Origin of the sequence: Shinella fusca (assembly GCF_014203155.1) — a bacterium.
Lineage (GTDB): Bacteria > Pseudomonadota > Alphaproteobacteria > Rhizobiales > Rhizobiaceae > Shinella > Shinella fusca.
In genome coordinates, this window is the sequence record NZ_JACHIK010000003.1 from 320899 (window position 1) to 342684 (window position 21786).

The 21786-nt window shown below is 66.0% G+C and carries 22 protein-coding genes and 1 tRNA gene; 4 read left to right on the forward strand and 19 right to left on the reverse strand.

Annotated features, from left to right (window positions below; all coding sequences use genetic code 11):
- Positions 1-19 precede the first annotated feature (19 nt).
- The 4 genes from tig to HNQ66_RS06095 form a co-directional block, all read right to left on the reverse strand.
- The gene (gene tig / locus HNQ66_RS06080) at positions 20-1495 is read right to left on the reverse strand and encodes a trigger factor (protein WP_184141883.1); all 1476 of its coding nucleotides are present in this window, start codon (positions 1493-1495) and stop codon (positions 20-22) included.
- 179 nt (positions 1496-1674) lie between these two features.
- Positions 1675-1759: transfer RNA gene (locus tag HNQ66_RS06085), tRNA-Leu, on the reverse strand.
- 136 nt (positions 1760-1895) lie between these two features.
- Positions 1896-2486: a GDYXXLXY domain-containing protein gene (locus tag HNQ66_RS06090; protein WP_184141885.1), complete on the reverse strand. Its 591-nt coding sequence runs from the start codon at positions 2484-2486 to the stop codon at positions 1896-1898.
- Positions 2487-2489: 3 nt separating this feature from the next.
- Positions 2490-3593 carry a DUF2157 domain-containing protein gene (locus HNQ66_RS06095; protein WP_184141887.1) on the reverse strand — a complete coding sequence of 368 codons (1104 nt, stop codon included), beginning with the start codon at positions 3591-3593 and terminating at the stop codon, positions 2490-2492.
- Positions 3594-4621: 1028 nt separating this feature from the next.
- Between HNQ66_RS06095 and HNQ66_RS06100 the strand changes: the two genes are divergently transcribed.
- The 3 genes from HNQ66_RS06100 (at position 4622) to trmFO (ending at position 6808) form a co-directional block, all read left to right on the forward strand.
- Positions 4622-4765 carry a DUF1127 domain-containing protein gene (locus tag HNQ66_RS06100; protein WP_184141889.1) on the forward strand — a complete coding sequence of 48 codons (144 nt, stop codon included), beginning with the start codon at positions 4622-4624 and terminating at the stop codon, positions 4763-4765.
- Positions 4766-5098: 333 nt separating this feature from the next.
- Entirely contained in the window at positions 5099-5242 is a 144-nt protein-coding gene (locus HNQ66_RS06105; protein ID WP_119258352.1) for a DUF1127 domain-containing protein, read from the forward strand.
- A gap of 156 nt (positions 5243-5398) precedes the next feature.
- A complete protein-coding gene (gene trmFO / locus HNQ66_RS06110; RefSeq protein WP_184141891.1) occupies positions 5399-6808 on the forward strand; it encodes a methylenetetrahydrofolate--tRNA-(uracil(54)-C(5))-methyltransferase (FADH(2)-oxidizing) TrmFO in 1410 nt (469 codons plus the stop codon).
- Between the two features lie 3 nt (positions 6809-6811).
- On the opposite strand, the gene HNQ66_RS06115 is transcribed toward trmFO, so the two are convergent.
- The 5 genes from HNQ66_RS06115 to yajC all read right to left on the reverse strand — a co-directional run bounded on the left by HNQ66_RS06115 (position 6812) and on the right by yajC (position 11588).
- Complete coding sequence (locus HNQ66_RS06115; RefSeq protein ID WP_184141893.1) at positions 6812-7264, reverse strand: hypothetical protein; 453 nt, start codon at positions 7262-7264, stop codon at positions 6812-6814.
- Positions 7265-7377: 113 nt separating this feature from the next.
- Positions 7378-8232, reverse strand: a complete 855-nt coding sequence (locus HNQ66_RS06120) for a squalene/phytoene synthase family protein (RefSeq protein ID WP_184141895.1) — start codon at positions 8230-8232, stop codon at positions 7378-7380.
- A gap of 41 nt (positions 8233-8273) precedes the next feature.
- Positions 8274-8660, reverse strand: a complete 387-nt coding sequence (locus tag HNQ66_RS06125) for an Mth938-like domain-containing protein (protein WP_184141896.1) — start codon at positions 8658-8660, stop codon at positions 8274-8276.
- Positions 8653-11157 carry a protein translocase subunit SecD gene (gene secD / locus HNQ66_RS06130; protein ID WP_184141898.1) on the reverse strand — a complete coding sequence of 835 codons (2505 nt, stop codon included), beginning with the start codon at positions 11155-11157 and terminating at the stop codon, positions 8653-8655. Before secD ends, HNQ66_RS06125 begins: the two co-directional genes overlap by 8 nt.
- 92 nt (positions 11158-11249) lie before the next feature.
- The gene (gene yajC / locus HNQ66_RS06135) at positions 11250-11588 is read right to left on the reverse strand and encodes a preprotein translocase subunit YajC (protein ID WP_184141900.1); all 339 of its coding nucleotides are present in this window, start codon (positions 11586-11588) and stop codon (positions 11250-11252) included.
- A 168-nt stretch (positions 11589-11756) separates the two neighbouring features.
- Here yajC and HNQ66_RS06140 point away from each other — a divergent pair, with 168 nt between their 5' ends.
- Positions 11757-12641, forward strand: coding sequence for an ATP-binding protein (locus HNQ66_RS06140; RefSeq protein WP_380778809.1), 885 nt, complete (start codon positions 11757-11759; stop codon positions 12639-12641).
- 340 nt (positions 12642-12981) lie between these two features.
- Here the strand turns inward: HNQ66_RS06140 and HNQ66_RS06145 are convergent, their stop codons facing one another.
- The 10 genes from HNQ66_RS06145 to HNQ66_RS06190 form a co-directional block, all read right to left on the reverse strand.
- Positions 12982-14538: a peptidoglycan DD-metalloendopeptidase family protein gene (locus HNQ66_RS06145; protein WP_184141904.1), complete on the reverse strand. Its 1557-nt coding sequence runs from the start codon at positions 14536-14538 to the stop codon at positions 12982-12984.
- 152 nt (positions 14539-14690) lie between these two features.
- Positions 14691-15317, reverse strand: coding sequence for a biotin biosynthesis protein BioC (locus HNQ66_RS06150; protein WP_184141905.1), 627 nt, complete (start codon positions 15315-15317; stop codon positions 14691-14693).
- 261 nt (positions 15318-15578) lie between these two features.
- Positions 15579-16235, reverse strand: coding sequence for a protein-L-isoaspartate(D-aspartate) O-methyltransferase (locus HNQ66_RS06155; protein ID WP_184141907.1), 657 nt, complete (start codon positions 16233-16235; stop codon positions 15579-15581).
- Positions 16232-17002 (reverse strand): 5'/3'-nucleotidase SurE, encoded by a 771-nt coding sequence (gene surE, locus HNQ66_RS06160; RefSeq protein WP_184141909.1) that lies wholly within the window; start codon positions 17000-17002, stop codon positions 16232-16234. Before surE ends, HNQ66_RS06155 begins: the two co-directional genes overlap by 4 nt.
- A gap of 13 nt (positions 17003-17015) precedes the next feature.
- The gene (gene serS / locus HNQ66_RS06165; protein ID WP_184141911.1) at positions 17016-18299 is read right to left on the reverse strand and encodes a serine--tRNA ligase; all 1284 of its coding nucleotides are present in this window, start codon (positions 18297-18299) and stop codon (positions 17016-17018) included.
- Positions 18300-18362: 63 nt separating this feature from the next.
- Positions 18363-19193, reverse strand: coding sequence for a twin-arginine translocase subunit TatC (gene tatC / locus HNQ66_RS06170; protein WP_184141913.1), 831 nt, complete (start codon positions 19191-19193; stop codon positions 18363-18365).
- Positions 19190-19795 (reverse strand): Sec-independent protein translocase protein TatB, encoded by a 606-nt coding sequence (gene tatB, locus HNQ66_RS06175; RefSeq protein ID WP_184141915.1) that lies wholly within the window; start codon positions 19793-19795, stop codon positions 19190-19192. Before tatB ends, tatC begins: the two co-directional genes overlap by 4 nt.
- An 87-nt stretch (positions 19796-19882) precedes the next feature.
- Complete coding sequence (locus HNQ66_RS06180; RefSeq protein WP_184141917.1) at positions 19883-20077, reverse strand: twin-arginine translocase TatA/TatE family subunit; 195 nt, start codon at positions 20075-20077, stop codon at positions 19883-19885.
- 136 nt (positions 20078-20213) lie between these two features.
- Positions 20214-20927, reverse strand: coding sequence for an SMC-Scp complex subunit ScpB (gene scpB / locus HNQ66_RS06185; RefSeq protein ID WP_184141919.1), 714 nt, complete (start codon positions 20925-20927; stop codon positions 20214-20216).
- On the reverse strand, positions 20920-21735 hold the full coding sequence (locus tag HNQ66_RS06190; protein ID WP_184142249.1) for a segregation and condensation protein A: 816 nt from the start codon (positions 21733-21735) through the stop codon (positions 20920-20922). The genes scpB and HNQ66_RS06190 overlap by 8 nt, the downstream gene beginning before the upstream one ends.
- Positions 21736-21786: the final 51 nt, after the last annotated feature.

Consider the following 21786-nt stretch of genomic DNA (forward strand, 5'->3'; position numbering starts at 1 on the left):
TTGCAATCAATTGCACAATTTACTCGGCGTCGCCTTCGGCGGCCTTCTTCTTGGCCGGGGCCTTCTTCTTCGGAGCGGCTTCCTCGCCTTCGGCGGCTTCGGCCTTGGCGGCAGACTTCTTCTTCGGGGCGGCCTTCTTGGTTTCCTTTTCGGAACCCTCTTCGTCGTCCGCCATCAGCTCTTCCTTGGAAACGGTCTTGTCCGTCACCTTGATCTCGCCGAGCAGGTGATCGACGACCTTCTCCTCGAAGATCGGCGCGCGCAGCGAAGCGGCGGCGCCCGGGGTCTTCTGGAAGTATTCGAGGATCTGCTTTTCCTGGCCCGGGAACTGGCGGAGCTGCTGGTAGAGCGACTGCTGCATTTCCTCGTCGGTCACCTGGACGCCGGCCTTCTCGCCGATTTCCGAGAGGACGAGGCCGAGGCGGACGCGGCGTTCGGCGAGCTTGCGGTATTCCTCGCGAGCGGCTTCTTCCGTCGTATCCTCGTCGGCGAAGGTCTTACCGGACTGGGCGAGGTCCGTGTTGATCTGGCGCCAGATGTTTTCGAATTCGGCATCGACCAGGCGTTCCGGCGTGTCGAACTTGTACATCTCGTCGAGCTGGTCGAGGATCTGGCGCTTGACCTTCTGGCGGGTGACCGAGCCGTACTGGCTTTCGATCTGGCCGCGGACGATCTCGCGCAGCTTGTCGGCCGATTCGAGGCCGAGCTTGGAAGCGAGGTCGTCGTTGATCTCGACGGCGGCGGGAGCGGCGACTTCCTTGACGTTGATGTCGAAGGTGGCTTCCTTGCCGGCAAGGTTCTCGGCCGGGTAATCGGCCGGGAAGGTGACGGTGATGACCTTCTCGTCGCCGGCCTTCAGGCCGACGAGCTGTTCCTCGAAGCCCGGGATGAAGCGGTTGGAACCGAGAACGAGTTCCGCGTCCTCGTCCTTGCCGCCGTCGAAGGCGACGCCGTCGACCTTGCCGAGATAGTCGATGGTGACGCGGTCGCCGTCGGCGGCCTTGCCCTTCTTCGTCTCGTAGGAACGGGCGCTCTCGGCGATCTTGAGGATCTGCTCGTCAACTTCCTTCGGATCGATCTCGACGACTTCGCGCGTGACGGCGATGCCGGAATTGTCCTTGAGGTCGATGGCGGGGATCACTTCGTAGGAGAGCGTGAACTCGAAGTCGGCTTCACCGGCAAGGATCTTCTCCGCCTCGGCCTGGTCCTCGGTCATCGCGATTTCCGGCTGCGTTGCGGACTTCTCGCCGCGCTCGGAGAGAATCGCGGACGGACGGTCGCGGACGATCTCGTTGACGAGCTCGGCCATGACGGACTTGCCGTACATCTTCTTCAGATGCGCGAAGGGCACCTTGCCGGGACGGAAGCCGTTGATGCGGACACGGCCCTTCACGTCCTCAAGACGCTCGTTCATCTGAGCTTCCATGTCCTTGGCCGGGATGACGACCTTGATTTCGCGCTTCAGCCCTTCAGCGAGCGTTTCGATAACCTGCATGTTCAAACCTTCATTTCGAGTTGGCGGTGCTCAAACCGGCCTGCCGGTTATGGCGAGCACCCCGCCGGTCCATTTGCCGGCAGTGGCTTTACTGAATTCGGTGGCCTTTTGGCAAGCAAAATGGCGCTATGCGATATACCACACCCCGCGGAAACCTCCATTTCCGCGTTCGGTGGCTCTGGTGCGGGTAGAGAGACTTGAACTCCCACGCCTTGCGGCACCAGAACCTAAATCTGGCGTGTCTACCAATTTCACCATACCCGCGTCTCAGAAACCGCTTTGCCACGGGCGACAAGGCCGCTCCCATGGCGCCTTCCGAGCGCGGCGTCTCTATATCATCCGTTTTCGGCGGATCAAAGGAAAAATGCGGCAAAACCGCCGTTTTCCCGGCCCTTTCCGGTCAATAGAGCGGCTCGTCGTAGACGGGTTTGCCGTCGAGGATCAGCCGGGCGATCTGCGCGGTGCCGTTTCGCCCGACGCGCGCCTCGACCTCGAGCTCTTCGGCATTGCGTGCGCTCTCCAGCGCCCTGCCCTCGCCCTCCGGCACATAGTAGCGCTCGATGCCGTATTCGACGAAAAGCGTATCGGGCACGCCGCCGTCGGGCCCGGCGTAATAATCGAAGGGCAGCGAATGCACGACGACGCTGCCCTCCTCGGCCGGCAGATCGCCGAAGCTTGCCTGCGTGGCCGTCCAGAGCCCCGCCGCGTCGGGCCTGAGGCGCACGGCAAGGCGCGGGCGCGTGCCGGCGGCGGGCGGCTCTCCCGTGACGATCGCCTTCGGGATCGTCGAGACCGGATAGGACAGGGTCACGTAGTCGCCGCGCAGCAGGTCACGCGGGTCGACCGGCAGCGTCTTCAGCCGGATGGCGGCGCCGCTGCGCAGGATCGAGGCGCGGCTTTCCACCATGTAGCCGATGACGCCGGTCTGCAGCGCGGCGACGAGGATGGCGGCAACGAGCGGCGGAAGGCGGAAGGAACGGAACGTCGTCATGGCTCAGGCCTCCGCGCCGGTCGCGTTTCGGGAAAAGCGACGCTCCAGCGCGATCACCGCCCAGGCGATCATCGCGACGACGAGCCCCGCCACGAGGAAGAAGCCGGAGGTGCCGATGATCGAGCCGATCGTCTCGGAGGCGAGATAGAGCGTCTCGACGGCGAAGGTGGCATAGCCGAGATAGCGCACCGCGCCGTTGTCCCTGCCCGAAAGCGCGATGCCGGCAATGGCCGAGACGAGCGTGACGACGCCGAGGAACAGCCGGTCCGCCATGCCGCCGAATTCATCGTGCAGGGCGAGAAGCCCGAGCAGCAGGACGAGATAGGAATAGAAGGCGGGCGCCTCGCCGGCGCTGCGGGCGATTGCGGAAAGCGGGGATTGCGGCACGGCGACGGCAAGATAGACGATGCCGCCGAGCGCCGTGAGGGCCATCGCCATTTCCCGCGTCTCGTGCTCGCCGTAGAGGAAGGCGAGCCAGGCGACGAGCAGCAGGTAGGCCAGATGCCGGACGCGATCCGCGCCGGTATAGCGCACGAGCAGGATGACGATGACCGCCATCAGCGGCATCAGCCAGAAGAGGATCGTGGTGTCGGCGTCGAAGGACTGCATCCAGTCCACGCCCGAGACGGCGAAGGCAAGGAAGCCCGCGATGGCCGTCACCGCACCCGAGCGGAAGAGCGCGGCGGCAACGACCGCGCCGGCGAACCAGACGAGCATCGCCTGGAAGGTATCGCCGGAGAGATGGTACATCTGCCCGACGAGCGCGATGGCGCCGCCGAAGGCGAGCGTGCCGACCACGAGGACGGCCGCCGCCAGCCGCTCCGCCCCGCGCAGGATGAGGGCGCCGCCGGCAAGATAGGCGCCCCAGATCAGCCCGACGATGCCGACGAGCCGGGCAAGCCGCGGAATGGCCTCCCAGTTCGCGGCGATGAGCAGGAGGAGCGCGGCGGACAGCAGCAGCGCGGCGATCATCATCAGCGCGCGTCCGAGGCTGAAGGCGCTTTCGCGGGAATCGTATTCCTGGAGCAGACGGCCGGCCGTCGGCGCGTCGATCAGGCCAGCGGCCGTCCAGCGTTTGAGGTCGCGTTCCAGCCTGCCTCTGTACATGCGTTTGCGCTCCTTCCGGCTGCCTCTCCTGCGGGAACGATATAGGCTCGCCGGAAATTCGCAATCGATCCCGGAAAACGGCGGCGGCTGCCACGGGCAGGATTAACGAAGGATAAAGAAATGCCTGATAGATTTCAGGAACAGGGTCATCCGGTTTCGGACATGCAGCGGGCGCATATCATCCATGCCCATATTGCAGTGCACAAAATCGACGACCGCAGCTATAGTGCTTTCATCGGATCGGAAATGATCCGGCCCCGGAAATCGAGGCGCCGCGTAACGTAAGGCGACAGAGGAACGGGAGGGCGGACTGGTCGAACGCCCGGCATGATGCCGAAAGACCCGATGCCCCGGAAACGGGGCTCGACAGAAATTCGGAGCGGCGCACTCCTCCTCCCAGCGCTTCTCCGATCCGATTGGCAACCCTCCTCCTCCCAGTTGCCAATCATCCTTAATGACGCCCGCCGGACCTCCTCCCCCGGCGGGCGTTATTGTTTGCGCCGGGCGCATGGCGATGCGCCGCAATCGGCGGTTTCATCCTTAAAATCACCGTCCCCAGCTCAGGATTTGCGCATTCCCCGGAGCGCGTCTTTCACTCCATGCGCATCGCGCATGGGTGCCATTCCGAGTGGGCGCTTCAAGCGCGGGCGGGGCCGGCCTATATGAAAGCCATCGGTCGGGCGACGATCTCCTCCTCCCAACGTCCCCGACAGGATTGGCGGCCCCTCCTCCTCCCAGGCTGCCGATCGACATCAGCAAAGCCCGCCGGACCTCCTCCCCCGGCGGGCTTTGTTTTTGCGCCGCACCTAAAGCCTTCGTGCATAGCGCGTTTACCTTTGTGGCCGCGCGCACGGTTTTTCGCCAGAATTTCGCCGAAATTTTTACTTGACATGCGTAAATCGCATAGGTGCCGTGCCATTCCAGCGCTGTTCTTTTTCGCGGCGCAAACCTATATTCGGCTCATCAGATTGGGGCGGCGCCAAGGACGAGCGGCCGCCCGGAACGAAGCCCAAGAAAGGGGTATAGACATGAACCTGGCACGCTCTTTCAACAACTGGCGCAAGTACCGTCAGACCGTCAGCGAACTCGGCCGCATGACCGACCGTGAGCTGCGCGACCTCGGCATCGGCCGCAGCGACATCCCGTTCATCGCCCGCAAGGCTGCACAGTAAGCCGAACGGTCCCCCGGGATTCTTTTCAAACGCCCTCCGGTGCAAACCGGAGGGCGTTTTCGTTTGCGGTCTTTTTGCGCCGCACAATGTCGCAGGCGAGCATTTGCGACACCTCATCCTTCAGGCTGACTTTCAGGTATCTGGCTGAAATAAAGGCATTTTCTCCGATATCGCCTTTCCGAACGGCACCTGCCGCTTTCCTGCGCGGCTTATTGCACAAATGCATAGCAGGTGCATTTTCTTTGCACTGCACATTGACAGAGGCTGCGCGTATATAGGCGTCACGAGCCGGTGGGACAGACCCTCCGGCCAACACCTTCGAGGAGCAGAATCATGAACCCGATCCGCATCGCAAAGAACTGGATTTCCTACCGCCGCACCCTGAACGAACTCGGCAACCTGTCGAACCACACGCTCTCGGACATCGGCCTGACCCGCTACGACATCCGAGACATCGCTTCCCGTTCCTTCCGCTAAGACATAGCCGGTTTCCGCCGCTGCGGCCGGAAACGGCCTGCGCGAGGAACGATCAAACGGCACCACACGGTGCCGTTTTTGATTCCGGGGGCATGAGGCCCCCTTTCCATTGCTTTTCCTTGGAATTGCGCCGTTGCCCATGGTAACGAACCGCCCATGACCAAGACCTCTTCCCTTCCCCCCATCCATGTCATCGGCGGCGGCCTTGCCGGCTCGGAAGCCGCCTGGCAGATCGCCGAAAGCGGCATCCCCGTCATCCTGCACGAAATGCGCGGCGTGCGCGGCACGGATGCGCACAAGACGGACGGCCTTGCCGAGCTCGTCTGCTCCAATTCCTTCCGCTCGGACGATGCGACCAGCAACGCCGTCGGCGTTCTGCATGCCGAAATGCGGCTTGCCGGCTCGCTGATCATGCGGTCGGCCGATGCCAACCAGGTGCCGGCCGGCGGCGCGCTTGCCGTCGACCGCGAGGGGTTTTCCGCCGCCGTCACGGCCGCGCTCGAGGGCCATCCGCTGATCACCATTACCCGCGAGGAAGTGACCGGCCTGCCGCCGGAGGACTGGGACCAGGCGATCATCGCCACCGGCCCGCTCACCGCCCCTTCGCTCGCCGAGGCGATCCAGGCGCGCACCGGCGCCGATTCGCTCGCCTTCTTCGACGCCATCGCGCCCATCGTGCACACGGCGAGCATCGACATGGATATCTGCTGGTTCCAGTCGCGCTACGACAAGGTCGGCCCCGGCGGCACGGGCAAGGACTATATCAACTGCCCGATGGACGAAGCGCAGTACAACGCCTTCATCGACGCGCTGGTCGCCGGCGACACGACCGGCTTCAAGGAATGGGAAGGCACGCCCTATTTCGACGGCTGCCTGCCCATCGAGGTGATGGCCGAGCGCGGCCGCGAGACACTGCGCCACGGCCCCATGAAGCCGATGGGCCTCACCAATGCGCACAATCCGTCCGTGAAGCCCTATGCCGTCGTGCAGCTGCGCCAGGACAATGCGCTCGGCACGCTCTACAACATGGTCGGTTTCCAGACGAAGCTGAAATACGGCGCGCAGGCGGAGATCTTCCGGCTCATTCCGGGCCTCGAGAACGCGGAATTCGCCCGCCTCGGCGGCCTCCACCGCAACACCTACATCAACTCGCCGACGCTGCTCGACGGATCGCTGGCGCTGAAGGGCCGGCCGGGCCTCAGGTTCGCCGGGCAGATCACCGGCTGCGAGGGCTATGTGGAAAGCGCCAGCATCGGCCTTCTCGCCGGCCGGTTCGCCGCCACCGAGCGCCGCGGCGAGACGCCGTCCCTGCCGCCCGAGACGACGGCCTTCGGCGCGCTTCTCGGCCATATCACCGGCGGGCACATCGTCTCCGACGACGAGCCGGGCAAGCGCTCCTTCCAGCCGATGAACGTCAATTTCGGCCTCTTCCCGCCGCTGGAGCCCGGCACGATCACGAAGCCGGAAGGCATGAAGCGCTTCCGCGGCAAGGACAAGGCACTCGCCAAGAAGCAGGCGACCGCCGCCCGCGCACTGGAAGATTGCGCCCGCTGGCTCGGGCTCTGAGCCTCAGGTCGGCTGGCCGAGAGCCTTGCCGCCGAGGCCAGCCACGGTCGGCATGAAGCTGCCGAGCAGCCAGAGCGAGACTTCGGCGGCCTGCCGCTCGTCGCGGAACTCGAAGGTGCCCCCCTCGAAGGAGGCATCGGGGAACTGGACGGAAAGGCGCCGCGGGCCGGCGCTTCCGACCCGTACCGCGCCCGGCTCGATCAGGTGGCAGGTATAGTGATGGCCGTGCGCATTCATGCAGCCGGCCTTGCCGTCGTGCAGGCGCAGGAAGACCGTGCGCCCGTCCGCCGTGGAGATGATCTCGCGGATCGCTTCGCCGGGAAACGCCCGGCCGAATTCCAGGATGGCAAGGCCCGCGTCCTCGCCCATCCTTTCCGGCTCGTCGTCGCGGCGGAACCGCTGACGGAAGATGAGACCCGCCAGGAACAGGCAGACGATGGTGATGGTCCAGAGCATCGGCTCGACTCCTCCAGCAGAAACGTCCTGCCGCTGTAGCGGACAAGGCTTGCGCCAGTTTTGCGTCCTGTCCGTGAGGACGCGCGAAGGCGCCCGACGGTTCCCTTGCCCTTTCAGAAAGGCCCGCGGCGCAGCGCCCGCCACATCCACCATTGCCGCCGCCACTGTGCGGGCTGGAGCGGACGGTCGAGCGCGGCCGCCCCGGCCCGCTCCGCAGCGTCGAGGATCGGCCGCACGAGCGCCACCGTGAGGAAGGCCGCGCGATTCTCCGGTGCGATGCCGCCCGCGGCCCGCGCCTTCGCCAGATGCTCGCGGCCGAGGCCGACGAAGGCTTCGACGGCGCGGGCGGCCGCCTGGCCGTCGCTGCCGTCGATGAGCGCTTCGGGCGAAAGGCCGGTGGCGGCCAGAAGATCGCCCGGCAAATAGACCTGCCCGCGCTGGCGGTGGATCGGCAGCATCAGGAGGCTGCCGGCAACCGTCTGCGCCACGCCGGCATGGCCGGCGGCCACGGCCGACTGCGGCGCCTTCTGCGGGTCCAGCACGAGGCTTGCAAGCTGGATGAGGGCCGAGGCCGTCTCCCCGGCATAGCCTTCCAGCGCCGGGCGGCTTTCCATCGGATCGTTGTAGAGATCGAAGATGCGCGCCTCGATCATGTCCGTCAGCACGGCGACCGGCAGGCGATGCTCGGCGATGCAGGCAAGCAGCCCCGCGGCGAGCGGATTGGCCGCCGCGTCGCCGTCCGGCTTGCCCTCCAGGAGATCGCGCCACCATTGCAGGCGGATCTCGCCGGGCAGCGCCTCGCGCACCACGTCGCGCACGCGGGCGATCTCGGCATAAAAGGCGTAGAGCGCGGCGAGCGCGCCGCGTTTTTCCTCCGGCGCCAGCAGGCAGGCGAGATAGCGGTCGCGGTCCGTGTCGCGGAGTGCGGCAAGGCAATGCGCGTAATTGGCTTCTTTCTTGTCAGTCACGTCGGAAAACCGTCTTCGGGAATGGCTTGCAGCCGGATGCGTCACACGGCGATGAGCGCGGCGGCGACCGCGCGGTTTTCGGCCAGCATGACATTGAACGTGCGCACGGCCGCACCCGTGCTCATCGGGTCGGAAATGATCCGCCGCTCCTTCAGCGCCGCCTTCACCTCCGGCGGAAGGGGACGGATCTCCTTGCCGGTGCCGACGAGCAGCACCTCGATATCGCCCGCCTCATCCAGAACGCGACTGAGGTCGTCGAGGGTCAGCGAACCGTCTTCCTGCTTCTCCCAGCCGTAGATGCCGGAGGGCAGGCACAGGATGGAGCCGCGGTGCGACATGTCGGCAAAGCGGAAGCCGCCATTGCCGTATGCGTCGATCGGCGCGCGGCCCGGAAAATGCGCCTGGCGGATTTCGATGCCTTTAGCCATGGGATTCCAGCTCCGTGGCCGGCCCCTTGCCGCCCTTGCCGGGGCGATAGCGCTCCGGGCGCAGGCGGAACAGGATGAGGACCGGCCCGGCAATGTAGATAGAGGAGATGGTGCCGATGGCCACCCCGAAGAGCAGCGTCAGCGCGAAGGTGCGGATCGCCTCGCCGCCGAAGACGGCGAGCGCGGCAAGCGCGATGAGGGTGGTCGCCGAGGTGAGCACGGTGCGCGAGAGCGTGCGGTTGATCGCATCGTCGATCAGTACCGGCAGCGGCATCATCCGGAAATGCCGGAGATTCTCGCGAATGCGGTCGTAGACCACCATCGTGTCGTTCAGCGAATAGCCGGCGACCGCCAGCAGCGCCGCCACGGCGCTGATGTTGAACTCGATCTTCGCCAGCGCAAGGAAGCCGAGCGTGAAGAAGACGTCGTGCGCCAGCGAGATGATCGCGCCGATGGCGAAATGCCATTCGAAGCGGATCCAGATATAGGCGACGAGGGCAAGGAGCCCCGCCACGAAGCCGAGCGTCGCCGTGTCGATCAGTTCGCCCGAGATCGCCGGCCCCACCACGTCCACCCGGCGGAAGTCGTAGTCGTCCTCCAGCTCGCCGCGCGCGACGAGCACGGAGGTCTGCTCGGCGTTCTCGCCCTCGCCCTGCGCCGTCAGCCGCACGACGGCGCGGCGCGGGTCGCTGGAATAGTCGACCCGCTGGACGTCGATGCCGGCGCCGGCAAGGCGGGCGGCGATGTCGAAGAGATCGGCCTCACCGGATTTCGCCTGGACCTCGGCCGCCGCGCCGCCGGTGAAATCGATGCCGACGCGCAGCTTGCCGGCGACGAGCAGGCCGGCGACGACCAGCGACAGTACCGCCGTCAGCAGGAAGATGCCGTTGCGCACCGCCATGAAGCGCAGGTTGAGCCTGTCGAACATCCCCGTGCGGACGCCCTTCGGCAGATGCGTCGCGCCGCTGCGGCCGAGCCAGAGGCGCACGAGGCGCTGCGTCACGCCGAACGTGGTGAAGAGCGTCGCAAGCAGGCCGATGCCGACCGCAAGCGCGAAGGCGCGCACCGGCGCAGCCGACAGCAGGAAGAGCACGGCGACGGCGATCAGCATGGTCGCGGAGGCGTCGAGCACCGTCGCGCGGGCACGGCCGAAGCCGGTGTCGACGGCCTCGGCGAGCGGCTGGCCGTTCTTCGTCTCCTCGCGGATGCGCTCGAAGATCAGCACGCTGGCGTCGACCGCGATGCCCACCGTCAGCACGATACCGGCGATCATGGAGAGCGAGATCGGCACGCCGAAGAGCGCGAGCGCGGCGAGCGTCAGCAGCACGTTGAAGAAGAGCGAGGCGGAGGCGGCAAGGCCGAGCACGCCGTAGAAGAAGGTCATGAAGACGACGACCGCAGCGACGGCGACCGCCGGCGCAAGGGCGGCGGCGCCAACCGAGGTGGCGCCGAGAACGGGCTCTATCGAGCGCTCCTCCAGGATCGTCAGCGGCGCCGGCAGGGGGCCGCTTGCGATGACGCGCGCGAGGTTGGCCGCGCCCTCGGCGTCGAAATCGCCGGAAAGCCGGCCGACGCCGTCGGTGATCGCGCCCTTGATCTGCGATGTCGAGATGACCTGTCCGTCGAGCAGGATCGCGATGGTGCGGCCGCTGTTTTCCTGCGTGAAGGCGGCAAGCTTGGCGGCCGCTTCCGGGCGCAAGCGGAATTCGACGAAGGGCTCGCCGTTCGCCGCAGGCTCGGCGGAGGCGACGTCGGCTGCGGTAAAGAGATCGTCCTGCCGGACGAGATAGCCGACCGGCGGCTCGCCGACCGAATAGAGCACTTCGGAACCCGCCGGCGCCCCGTTCTCGATTGCCCTGTCGACCGGCATGCTCTCGTCGACGAGGCGGGCGGAAAGCCGGCCGACCTCGGCCAGCATGTCCTTGACGCGCTGCGGATCGGTGACGCCCGGCATGGAAACGACGATGCGGCCGCGCTCGCCGCGCGTGACGGCGACGGAGGGAATGCCGAGGCTTTCGACCCGGCGGCGCACCGCGTCCACCGCCTCCAGGGAGGCAGCGCCGGCAGCCCCCTCGACGGCGGCGTCCGGCAGGACGAGATGGAACTGGCCGGCCCCCGGCGTTTCGAGCGTGCCGAGGCCGAGGCCTTCGATTGCCTTGCGGGCGGCATCGGCGCGGTCTCCGGCCGTGACGGTCACGTCGACCGTGCTGCCGGCCCCGTTGAGATCGCCATAGGGAATGCGGGCAGCGCGCAGCTTGCTGCCGATCGTCTCCACCGCTGCGCGCAGCCGGTCGGCGGCCATTTCGCTGCGGGAGACTTCGAGGACGAGGCGGGAGCCGCCGGTGAGATCGAGGCCCGGCATGAGGCGGTGCGCCGTCATCCAGCCCGGCAGGCCGGCGGCGGTGCGCGCCGGCAGGAGGCTCGGCAGGACGACGAAAAGGCTCGCCACAAGGAGAAGCCAGAGAAGAAAGGTCTTCCAGCGGGCGGATTGCTGCATCGCGATCTCGACTAATCCGGCGCCGGCGCCGGCTGAAAACCAGTCGGGCCGCCGGCCGGGGCAATTCTAACCCGGCCGCGCGGCAAGCCAAGCTATTCCTTGACGGGTTCGCCCTTGACGCGGACTTCGCTGACGCCGCCGCGCGTGACGCGCACGCGGGTGCCTTCGGCGATCTCGACTTCAAGCTCGTTGTCGTCGACGACCTTGGTGACCTTGCCGACGATGCCGCCGCCCACGACGACCTGGTCGCCGCGGCGGATGTTCTTCAGAAGCTCTTCGCGGCGCTTCATCGAGGCGCGCTGCGGGCGGATGATGAGGAAATACATCACCACGAAGATCAGCAGGAACGGCAGGATCGACATGAGAATGTCCGTGCCGCCCGCTGCCCCGCCGGGTGCCGCCGTCTGGGCGAAAGCCTCGGTAATGAACATCAGCTACTCCTTGAAATCTTGAATTTTCACGGCCCGAGCGGCCATTTCGGTTGCCGGAATATAGGCAAGCCGGGTCCTAATGCAACAGACGAGGGCGCGAAGCTCTCGTTTTCCAAGCACTTTCCCTCTTTTCGCGACCAGCCGACGCATGCTACCGGCGGGTAACGCATGAGGAGAGAGACATTGCAGGAAGATCACGTCAAGCTGTTGCTGGCCGAAATCGGCCGCATCAACGCCGCGCTCGAGCGCCTCGCCGGCCCGGCGCCCGCCGTCAACGACTGGAACGCCTCGGACGTCTTCGTCTGGGCGCCGGCCCGCCTTCACGCCCAGCCGGTCAAGCGTCCGAACCGCATCGACATCGACCTCATCCGCGGCGTCGACCATGTGCGCGACATCCTCGTCGACAACACGGTGCGCTTCGCCCGCGGCCTGCCGGCCAACAACGTGCTCCTGTGGGGCGCGCGCGGCATGGGCAAGTCCTCGCTGGTCAAATCCGTCCATGCGCTCGCCGCGAAGGAGACGGAGAGCGGGCTAAAGCTGATCGAGGTGCACCGCGAGGACATCGCGACCCTGCCGGCGCTTCTCGACGTGCTGAAGGAAACGCCCTTCCCGGTCATCATCTTCTGCGACGACCTCTCCTTCGACCATGACGACACCTCCTACAAATCGCTGAAGGCGGCGCTCGACGGCGGCGTGGAAGGCCGGCCGGACAACGTGCTGCTCTATGCCACCTCCAATCGCCGGCATCTCCTGCCGCGCACCATGATCGAGAACGAGCAGTCGACAGCCATCAACCCGTCGGAAGCCGTGGAAGAGAAGGTATCGCTTTCCGACCGCTTCGGCCTCTGGCTCGGCTTCTACAAGTGCAGCCAGGCCGAGTACCTGGAGATGATCGACGGCTATGCCGGCCATTTCGATCTCGATCTCCCGAAGGAGCAGCTTCACGCCGAGGCTCTCGAATGGTCGACCACCCGCGGCTCCCGCTCCGGCCGCGTCGCCTGGCAATACGTGCAGGACCTCGCCGGCCGGCTCGGCAAGCCACTGGCGAAATGAGAATACCGGTTTGATCGTATCGTAGGGGATCGGCGAGCCTGCCTTCCCCTTTCCATTTCCCTCCCTCTTCTCCTTCCCCTTCTCCTTTCCATTTCCCGCCCTCTTCTCCTTCCCGTCCCTTCTCCTACCCCTACCCCCTTCTCCGTCGTCATCCTCGGGCTTGACCCGAGGATCCATGCCACAAACCCAACGCGTGCCATGGGGCGTGGATGCTCGGGTCAAGCCCGAGCATGACGGCAGAGGGAGAGGGAGAGGGAGAGGGAGAGGGAGAGGGAGAGAAAATGACGAAAGGCCCGGCATTGCCGGGCCTTGTCTGTTCTGCAGCGGGCGGCGAGCCGGCCTATTCGAGATAGGTCATCGGGTTGACCGGGGTGGCGTTCTTGCGCACCTCGAAGTGGAGTTTCGGGCGGGTGGCGTTGCCGCTCATGCCCGAGACGGCGACGGTCTGGCCGCGCTGGATCTTCTGGCCGCGCTGCACGTTCAATTCGCCCGCATGGCCGTAGACCGTGACGGTGCCGTCGTCGTGGCGCACGAGCACGGCATTGCCGAGTTCCTTCAGGCTGCTGCCGGCATAGATGACCACGCCGTTCTCCGCCGCCTTGATGGGCGTGCCTTCCGGAACCGAGATATCGATGCCGTCGTTGCGGTTGCCGTCGACATTGGCGCCATAGGCGGCGATGACGGCGCCGCGCACCGGCCAGCGATACTTGCCGATGCCGGTCGATTCGGGAGCGTCCTCCGTCACGTCGGATTTCGCGGCCGCTTCCGTCACGGACACGGTCTTGACCGGGGCCTTGTAGGCTTCCGGCTTCTTCTCCGCCGTCTCGACCTTCTTGGCGACCGGCAGCGAGGCGGTCACGGTCTTGTCGGTCACGGCTTCCGCGCCGGCCGGGATCACCAGCGTCTGGCCGATGCGGATGGACGCCGTATCGAGACCGTTCGCCTTCTTCAGCGCCTCTACCGAAACGCCGTTTGTGCGCGCGATCTTGGCGAGCGAATCGCCCGGCTGAACCTGGTAGCCGCCCTTGCCCTTGCCTTCGCCGGCATCGGCGAGGTTGGAGCTCGTCTGCCCGCCTTCGGCCTTCACCTTCTCGCGGGTCGACGTGCCGGGCAGGATGGCGACGTTCTGCTCGCCCTTGCGCTCGGGCGCCGGCAGCTTGCCGTCGACCTTCAGCGTGTGGTCCGTCGAGGCCTTGGCGGCGCTCGCGGTGGTGCTGAAGGTGGGGATGACGATCTTCTGGCCGGGCTCGGCATCGGACGAGCGCTTTAGCCCGTTGGCGGCGAGGATTTCCTTCTCCGGCACGCCGTAGCGCTTGGAGAGCGTCTTCACGCTCTCGCCCTGGCGCAGCATGACGACCGGTGCGTTCTGCGTCGACCAGCCCGCCTTGCTGCGGACGGTGGCGGTGGTGAGCGAATCGGTATCGGCCGGAACGGTCTTCGCTTTGCGCGGAAGCTCCTGCTCGAGCGCGGCGGTGCGCTCGGCCGAACGGCTTGCGCCGGCGGTCGGGTCGGCAAGCTCGCCGCGCTGGACGCTCATCGGCGTCGTTGCGAAGCGCGTGCCGGAACCGGCGGTGGTCGAGGTGTCGATCGGGTCGTAGGATACCGAGCCCTGATCGGGGAACGGCTGGTTCATCGCCTGCTCGCGCGAGCCCATCATCTGGCCGGTGGCGGCGTATTGCCCGCCGTTGCCGACGGTGCTGCGCGGAACCGGCTCCCGCCCGAAGAGCGTGCGGCGCGGAACCGAACTGGTCGTGATGTTATCCTGATCGGAGCTGGAGAAGAGGCCGCCGAATCGGGAGACATCCGAGCTGCACCCCGTCGCGACGCTTGCCAGCAGGGCGGCCGCTACAAGGCGGGTCGCGGTCCTACCAAAACTCGGCGAAACACTCTTACGCATGAGACTCTACCCAATCGGTACGCTACTTGATGAGGACCGATTAAAGCGCGTTAGAGTTACTGCCCGGTTAAAACCGGACATTCGCCGTGGTTTTTTGATGAATTGATAACCATGGTGCGCCCGCACCGTGGCGAAAATCGGGGTGTCGCGGCTCAGAAGCTCGCCGTGTACATGCTGTCGGCGCGCGAGATGCGGCCGCTGACGCGGGCGGCATTTTCGAAGTCGCCCTGGCTCGGCCGGAAGATCGCCGAGATGGGCGTTGCGCGCCGCACCGTGGCCGCCGCACCGTCGGCGGCATTCTCCAGCGAGGCGTCGGGCGCCGTCATGTCGAGGGCGCTTTCGTTGTAGGCGATGGCGCGCAGGGCCGAGACCGCACGCTCGCGCGTGCCGGCATAGCGGGCGCTGCGCTGGTCCTGCGCCGGCATGCTGTCGTAATATTCGACATAGGCGCGCAGATAGGCTTTCCGGTCGCCCTCGTCGAGGAAATGGCCGTAGGCGGCGTATTCGCGCTTTTCGAGGTCGTCCGTGTCAAGATTGTTCCGCTCGGCTTCCGTCAGCGCCGGCTGACCGCTCGCCGTCTCTTCCCTGGCGACGCTGAGGACCAGAAGCGCATCGACCGACAGGCCGACATGGGCGGACGGATCGTAGCTGCCGCCGGCAAGCTGCGCGCCGGAAACGGCTTCGGTGCTCTCCTCGGCAGCCTTCCCCGCAGCCTTCGTCGCCAGGTAGGCGAGGCTGTCGCTGGTGGAACTGCTGGGGATGCGGTTCGAGACGTACATTTCCTTCTCCGTCGGAACGGCCGCATCCATTGGAAATGCGGCGTCCTCAGTGGAAATTCCTGCTTCGCTACCGGCCTACGCCCCGAAACTTGCGCGAAGCTTACGCTGGTTAACAAATGGTTAACGCGCTGTATTTGCATTGCTAATTCACGCGCCGCGTGCAGCGGGGCGCCTGGAGGCGCAGCATTTTCCGGACAAAACGCAAGAAAGACTCAGCCCGCGGATGCCCGCTTCGGCGCAAAGCAACCGGAAGAGGAAGGATCAGAGCGCCTGCGCGACCTGCGGGACGATGGGAAGGTAAGGCACCGCGAACAGGTCCTCGCGGTCGAAGCGGCTGCCGGTCTTCGTGAGCTTCAGCATGCGGCATTCCGTTTCGCCGACCATGACGGGAGCAATCAGCATACCGCCGGAAACGAGCTGTTCGGCGAAGAAGCGCGGCAGGGCGGGAAAGGCGGCGGTGACGAGGATGCGGTCGAAGGTCCCCTCGCCCGGCATGCCGTTGCTGCCATCGGCCTGCCGCACGATAACATTGCGGATGCCGGCCTTCTCGATCGACTGCTGCGCGTTGGAAACGAGCGTGCGGTAGCGGTCGACGGTCAAAACGCGCTCCGTCATGCGCCCCATCACGGCGGCGGTGAAGCCGCTGCCGGTGCCGACCTCCAGCACGCGCTGGCCGGTCTTGAGGTTCAGCATGTTGAGGAGCCGCACGGCAAGGTCGATGCCTTCGATGAAGGAGCCGCAATCGAGCGGCAGCAGGCGGCTGGAATAGGCGTCGCCCGCGAACTGCGGCGGCACGAAGAGCGTGCGCGGCGTCTGCTCCACGGCGGTGAGGAGGTCGAGATTGTTGATGCCTTCGCCGCGAAGGCGCAACGCCAGCGCGGCAAAGCCTTCCTTCTCGATCACCCGACCCGTGCTCAATCGCTGCCCTCGCCGGCAAGGGCGCGCTGCACGCGGTCGAGCACCGTATAGTCGGTGAGGTCGAGCTTCAGCGGCGTCACGGAGATCTTGTGGTTCTTCAGCGCATGGATATCCGTGCCGGCGCGGAAGTCGCCCTTCCGCTCGCCGAAGCGCAGCCAGTAATAGGGGAAGCCGCGGCCGTCGGTGCGCTCGTCGACCGTCAGGCCGAAATCGAGCTTGCCCTGCGCGGTCACCTCGACGCCCTTGAGGTCGGAAGGCGCGCAGTTGGGGAAATTGAGGTTGAAGAAGGTCCAGTCCGGCAGCTCGACATCCATCAACTGGCGGATGAGCTTCGGCGCGAAGGCCTCGGCCACCTCCCACGGCACGACGCGGCCGCCGGCATGGTTGTAGGCCTGGCTCAGCGCCATGGACTTGATGCCCTGCAGCGTGCCCTCGATGGCGCCGGCAATAGTTCCCGAATAGGTGACGTCGTCGGCCATGTTGGCACCGGCATTGACGCCGGAGAGGACGAGATCGGGCTTTTCGTCGAGCACTTCGCGCACGCCCATGATCACGCAGTCGGTCGGCGTGCCGCGCAGCGCATAGCGCTTGTCGTCGATCTTCCTGAGGCGCAGCGGCTCGGAAAGCGTCAGCGAATGGGCAAGGCCGCTCTGGTCCGTTTCCGGCGCCACGACCCAGACGTCGTCCGTCAGTTCGCGGGCGATGCGCTCGAGGGCCGCAAGGCCCTCGGCGTGGATGCCGTCGTCATTGGTGAGCAGGATGCGCATACCGTCGTCCTCCTCAGGCCGCTTTCTCGATCTTCTTCAGGCCGCCCATATAGGGCAGCAGCGCGTCCGGCACGGTGATCGAGCCGTCCTCGTTGAGGTAGTTCTCCATGACGGCGATCAGCGCGCGGCCGACGGCGGTGCCCGAGCCGTTCAGCGTGTGCACGAAGCGCGTCGCCTTGTCGTCCTTGCCGCGGTAGCGCGCGTTCATGCGGCGCCCCTGGAAATCGCCGCAGACCGAGCAGGAGGAGATCTCGCGATAAGTGTCCTGCCCCGGCAGCCAGACCTCGATATCATAAGTCTTGCGCGCGCCAAAACCCATGTCGCCGGTGCACAGCGTCATGACGCGGTAATGCAGGCCGAGGCGCTTCAGCACCTCTTCCGCGCAGGCCGTCATGCGCTCCAGCTCGTCGATGGAGCTGTCGGCATCGGTGATCGAGACGAGCTCGCATTTGAGGAACTGGTGCTGGCGCAGCATGCCGCGCGTGTCGCGACCGGCCGAGCCCGCTTCCGAGCGGAAGCACGGCGTCAGCGCGGTAAAGCGCAGCGGCAGCTTCTCCTGGTCGAGGATTTCCTCGCGCACGAGGTTGGTGAGCGAGACTTCCGCCGTCGGGATCAGCCAGCGGCCGTCCGTGGTGCGGAAGAGGTCTTCGGCGAATTTCGGCAATTGCCCGGTGCCGAACATGGCGTCGTCGCGCACGAGAAGCGGCGCATGGACTTCCGTATAGCCGTGGCTTTCCGTGTGCGTATCGATCATGAACTGGCCGATGGCGCGCTCAAGACGGGCAAGCTGGCCCTTGAGCACGGTGAAGCGCGAGCCGGCGATCTTGGCGGCGGCCTCGAAATCCATCCAGCCGAGCGCTTCGCCGATCTCGTAGTGCTCCAGCGCCTTGTGGTTCCAGCCGGGCTTCGTACCCCAGGCGTGCTTGACCACGTTGCCCGTCTCGTCGCTGCCGACCGGCACGTCGTCGAGCGGGATGTTCGGGATGCGCGAAAGGGCGTCGTTGAGCTCGGCCGTGACCTGGCGCTCCTCCTCCTCGGCGGCGGGGAGCTGGTCCTTGATGGCGGAGACTTCCGCCTTCAGTTTCTCGGCAAGCTCGGCGTTCCTGGCGGCCATCGCCGCGCCGATCTCCTTGGAGGCGGCGTTGCGGCGCGACTGCATGTCCTGCGCCGTCTGGATGACGGCGCGACGCTTCTCGTCGAGGTCGATCAGCGTTCTTGCAAGGGGGCTTGCGCCGCGTTTTGCCAGTGCGGCGTCAAGGGCGTCGGCGTTTTCGCGGATCCATTTGATATCAAGCATCGTCGTTCCAGGCGTTCCGTGGATGGAGCCCATCCCGCCCGGCAGCGACCCGCCGGCAAGGCCTCAATCGGCCTCGCCCTGCGTTGCAACCACCTCGTTTTCCACGTCCTGCGCGTCCGAGGGGTTCGCCCGCTGCCGTTCGATGAGTCGGGCCGTATAGATGGAAATCTCGTAGAGAAGGATGGCCGGCAGTGCAAGACCGATCTGGGAAACCGGATCGGGCGGCGTCAGAACGGCGGCCACCACGAAGGAGATGACGATCGCGTATTTGCGTTTTTTGGCCAGCGCCTTGGCATCGATGAAGCCGGCCCGCACGAGAAGCGAGGAGATGACCGGAAGCTGGAAGACGAGGCCGAAGGCGAAGATCAGCGACATGATGAGGCTGAGATATTCGGAGACCTTCGGCAGGAGCTGGATGGAGACCTGCCCCTCGCCGCCGCCCTGCTCCATGGCCAGGAAGAACCACATGACCATGGGCGTGAAGAAGAAATAGACGAGCGCCGCGCCGATCAGGAACAGGATGGGCGAGGCGATGAGGAACGGCAGGAAGGCCGCGCGCTCGTTCTTGTAAAGGCCGGGCGCGACGAACTTGTAGATCTGCTGGGCGATGACCGGAAAGGCGATGACCAGCGCGCCGAACATGGCGACCTTGATCTGCGTGAAGAAGAATTCCTGCGGCGCCGTGTAGATGAGCTCGACATTGCGGTGCGAAAGCCCCGCCCACTCGACGGCCCACTTGAACGGCAGGACGAGCAGGTTGAAGAGCTGCTTGGCGAAATAGAAGCAGACGAGGAAGGCGACGAAGAACGCGCCCACCGCCCACAGGAGCCGCTGGCGCAGCTCGATCAGGTGCTCGATGAGCGGCTGGGGCTTGTCTTCGATATCGCCGCTCATGCGTCGCCTTTCCTGGTCTTCGTCGTCGCGGCCTTGGTGGAGGCGGCCTTCCTGGCGGCCGGCTTGGCAGCGGCCTTCTTGCCCGTCTCCGCCTTCGTTGCCGCCGCCTTCGTCGCCTTGCCGGCCTTGGCGGCCGTTTCAGCGGGCTTCTTCGCCGCGGCCTTGCGGGTCGGGCCCTTCTTCAGCGGTGCGGCGGCGACCGGCTCGGTGGAGGCCGGCACCTGCGCTTCGGACGGAACGGCGGCGGGCGCCGCAGAAACGCTTTCCGGGGACGCGGATGCGGGCGTCGTCGTGGTCGAGCCCGGCTTGCGCTCCAGGTCGGCCTTGATCTCGTTGCCCATCTGGCGCAGCGGATTGACCGCGTCGCGGATCGAGTTCAGCGGATTGAGCTTCTGGGCCTCGCCGAGCGTCTTGCGCACGTCTTCGAGATCGGCCTCGCGCAGCGCCTCGTCGAACTGCTGGCGGAAATCGCTCGCCATGCCGCGCATCTTGGACACCATGCGGCCGAAGGTACGCAGCATCTGCGGCAGGTCCTTCGGACCCACCACGATGATCAATACGATGGCGATGACGAGTATTTCGGTCCAGCCGACATCAAGCATTGGGTATCGTCCTCATAGACCGTGAAGCGCCGCCGACGACGGCGCGTCCTTGCGCGTCACGGATGACGCGCGGCGCCGTGCTGCCGGTCACTTGACCTCGTCGGCCTTGTGGTCGACGGTCTTGGCCTGCTCGGCGGCAGCGTCCTCGTCGGACATGCCCTTCTTGAAATTCTTGATGCCCTTGGCGACATCGCCCATCAGTTCCGGAATCTTGCCGCGGCCGAACAGCAGCAGCACCACCACCAGAACGATCAGCCAATGCCAGATGCTGAAAGAACCCATTGTCTTGACTCCCTTTCGGACTAACCCCGATGTAAGACGTTCAGCCGTCTTTTTCAAACACTAGTATGCCGCGCTGGTTAGCCGAAAGCGTGACGTAGCGCAATCAGAAGGATGATTGTCGCGGCCGCCTCCGGCCCTATTCCTCGTCATGGCCGCCCGGCGCAAGAAGGCCGAGCTCCTCCAGGTCCATCTGCGTGATGGGATCCTCGTCCTCGGCAAGCTCGTCCTCGCCGAGCGGCAGCGGCACCTGGAAATTGGCCGGAATCCGGCCCGAAAGCAGGCCCGCGCCCTTCAATTCGTCCAATCCGGGCAGGTCGCGCAGCTCTTCCAGGCCGAAATGGTCGAGAAAATCGCGCGTGGTGCCGAACGTGACGGGCCGGCCCGGCGAACGCCGGCGGCCGCGAAACCGCACCCAGCCCGCCTCCATCAGCACGTCGAGCGTGCCCTTGGAGGTCTGCACGCCGCGGATATCCTCGATCTCGGCGCGGGTCACGGGTTGGTGATAGGCGATGATCGACAGCACCTCGAGCGCGGCACGCGACAATTTGCGCACCTCGGTCTCGTCCGTGCGGATGACGAAGGACATGTCCGGCGCCGTGCGGAAAGCCCAGGAATCATCCACCTGCACGAGGTTGACCCCGCGACCGGCATAAAACCCCTTGAGCGCGCGCATGACGTGCTGCACGTCCACCCCGCGCGGCAGACGCTCGGCGATATAGGCTTCTGAGACCGGGCCGGCGGAGGCGAAGACCAGCGCCTCGGCGATGCGTCCCGCCTCGTGCAGCCGGCGCGGATCGACGACGGTGCCCTCCTCCGCCAGGACCTCGGCCCGCTCCTCCTCTTCAGTCACGCGGAGCGCTCCCTTCCTCGCCGCCCTCGCCGGCCTTCGGGCCGCGGCGCAGGTAGATCGGCTGGAAAACGCCGTCCTGCCGCAGCTCCAGCCGCCCTTCGCGGACGAGTTCGAGCGTCGCCGCGAAGGCGCTGGCAATCGCCGTGGTGCGCTCCGTCGGGTCGCTGAGATAGCGCAGCATGAAATGGTCGAGCGCCGTCCAGTCGTCCTCCACGGTGCCGACGAGCAATTGCAGGAGTTCGCGCGCATCGGCGAGCGACCAGACATTGCGCTTCTCGATGGTGACCTGGGTGATGGCGTGGCGCTGGCGCAGGGAAGCGTAGGCGCTGAGAAGATCGTACAGCGAGGCCTCGAAGGCCGAGCGGCGCTCGGTGACGATGTGTTCCGGCATGCCGCGGGCGAAGACGTCGCGGCCGAGGCGGTTGCGGTTGATGAGGCGCGTCGCGGCATCGCGCATCGCCTCCAGCCGCTTGAGGCGGAAGGCGAGGCTCGCGGCCATCTCCTCGCCGGACGGGCCGTCGTCCTTCGCCTGCTTCGGGATGAGCAGGCGCGATTTCAGGTAGGCGAGCCAGGCCGCCATGACGAGGTAGTCGGCGGCAAGCTCGATGCGGATCTTTCGCGCACGGTCGATGAAGGCGAGATATTGCTCGGCAAGCGCCAGCACGGAGATGCGGGTGAGGTCCACCTTCTGCGTGCGGGCGAGATGGAGGAGAAGGTCGAGCGGGCCTTCGAAGCCGGCAAGGTCGACGACGAGGCTCTCCTCGGAAAGGCCCCGCCCCTCGGCGCCCTCCTGCCACAGGTCCTCCATCGGCGCATCCGCGCCGCGGGCCTTCTTCTGTGGCTTGCCTTCCGTCGCCTG

Excerpts from the sequence above, each read along its gene's own strand:
- tatC (WP_184141913.1), bottom strand. The coding sequence starts at position 19,193 with ATGAGCGGCGATATCGAAGACAAGCCCCAGCCGCTCATCGAGCACCTG.
- tig (WP_184141883.1), bottom strand. The coding sequence starts at position 1,495 with ATGCAGGTTATCGAAACGCTCGCTGAAGGGCTGAAGCGCGAAATCAAG.
- secD (WP_184141898.1), bottom strand. The coding sequence starts at position 11,157 with ATGCAGCAATCCGCCCGCTGGAAGACCTTTCTTCTCTGGCTTCTCCTT.
- HNQ66_RS06190 (WP_184142249.1), bottom strand. The coding sequence starts at position 21,735 with ATGGAGGACCTGTGGCAGGAGGGCGCCGAGGGGCGGGGCCTTTCCGAG.
- HNQ66_RS06180 (WP_184141917.1), bottom strand. The coding sequence starts at position 20,077 with ATGGGTTCTTTCAGCATCTGGCATTGGCTGATCGTTCTGGTGGTGGTG.
- trmFO (WP_184141891.1), top strand. The coding sequence starts at position 5,399 with ATGACCAAGACCTCTTCCCTTCCCCCCATCCATGTCATCGGCGGCGGC.
- HNQ66_RS06150 (WP_184141905.1), bottom strand. The coding sequence starts at position 15,317 with ATGTACGTCTCGAACCGCATCCCCAGCAGTTCCACCAGCGACAGCCTC.
- yajC (WP_184141900.1), bottom strand. The coding sequence starts at position 11,588 with ATGTTCATTACCGAGGCTTTCGCCCAGACGGCGGCACCCGGCGGGGCA.
- HNQ66_RS06105 (WP_119258352.1), top strand. The coding sequence starts at position 5,099 with ATGAACCCGATCCGCATCGCAAAGAACTGGATTTCCTACCGCCGCACC.
- HNQ66_RS06100 (WP_184141889.1), top strand. The coding sequence starts at position 4,622 with ATGAACCTGGCACGCTCTTTCAACAACTGGCGCAAGTACCGTCAGACC.
- HNQ66_RS06145 (WP_184141904.1), bottom strand. The coding sequence starts at position 14,538 with ATGCGTAAGAGTGTTTCGCCGAGTTTTGGTAGGACCGCGACCCGCCTT.
- surE (WP_184141909.1), bottom strand. The coding sequence starts at position 17,002 with ATGCGCATCCTGCTCACCAATGACGACGGCATCCACGCCGAGGGCCTT.
- serS (WP_184141911.1), bottom strand. The coding sequence starts at position 18,299 with ATGCTTGATATCAAATGGATCCGCGAAAACGCCGACGCCCTTGACGCC.
- HNQ66_RS06125 (WP_184141896.1), bottom strand. The coding sequence starts at position 8,660 with ATGGCTAAAGGCATCGAAATCCGCCAGGCGCATTTTCCGGGCCGCGCG.
- HNQ66_RS06090 (WP_184141885.1), bottom strand. The coding sequence starts at position 2,486 with ATGACGACGTTCCGTTCCTTCCGCCTTCCGCCGCTCGTTGCCGCCATC.
- HNQ66_RS06140 (WP_380778809.1), top strand. The coding sequence starts at position 11,757 with ATGAGGAGAGAGACATTGCAGGAAGATCACGTCAAGCTGTTGCTGGCC.
- HNQ66_RS06115 (WP_184141893.1), bottom strand. The coding sequence starts at position 7,264 with ATGCTCTGGACCATCACCATCGTCTGCCTGTTCCTGGCGGGTCTCATC.
- HNQ66_RS06095 (WP_184141887.1), bottom strand. The coding sequence starts at position 3,593 with ATGTACAGAGGCAGGCTGGAACGCGACCTCAAACGCTGGACGGCCGCT.
- tatB (WP_184141915.1), bottom strand. The coding sequence starts at position 19,795 with ATGCTTGATGTCGGCTGGACCGAAATACTCGTCATCGCCATCGTATTG.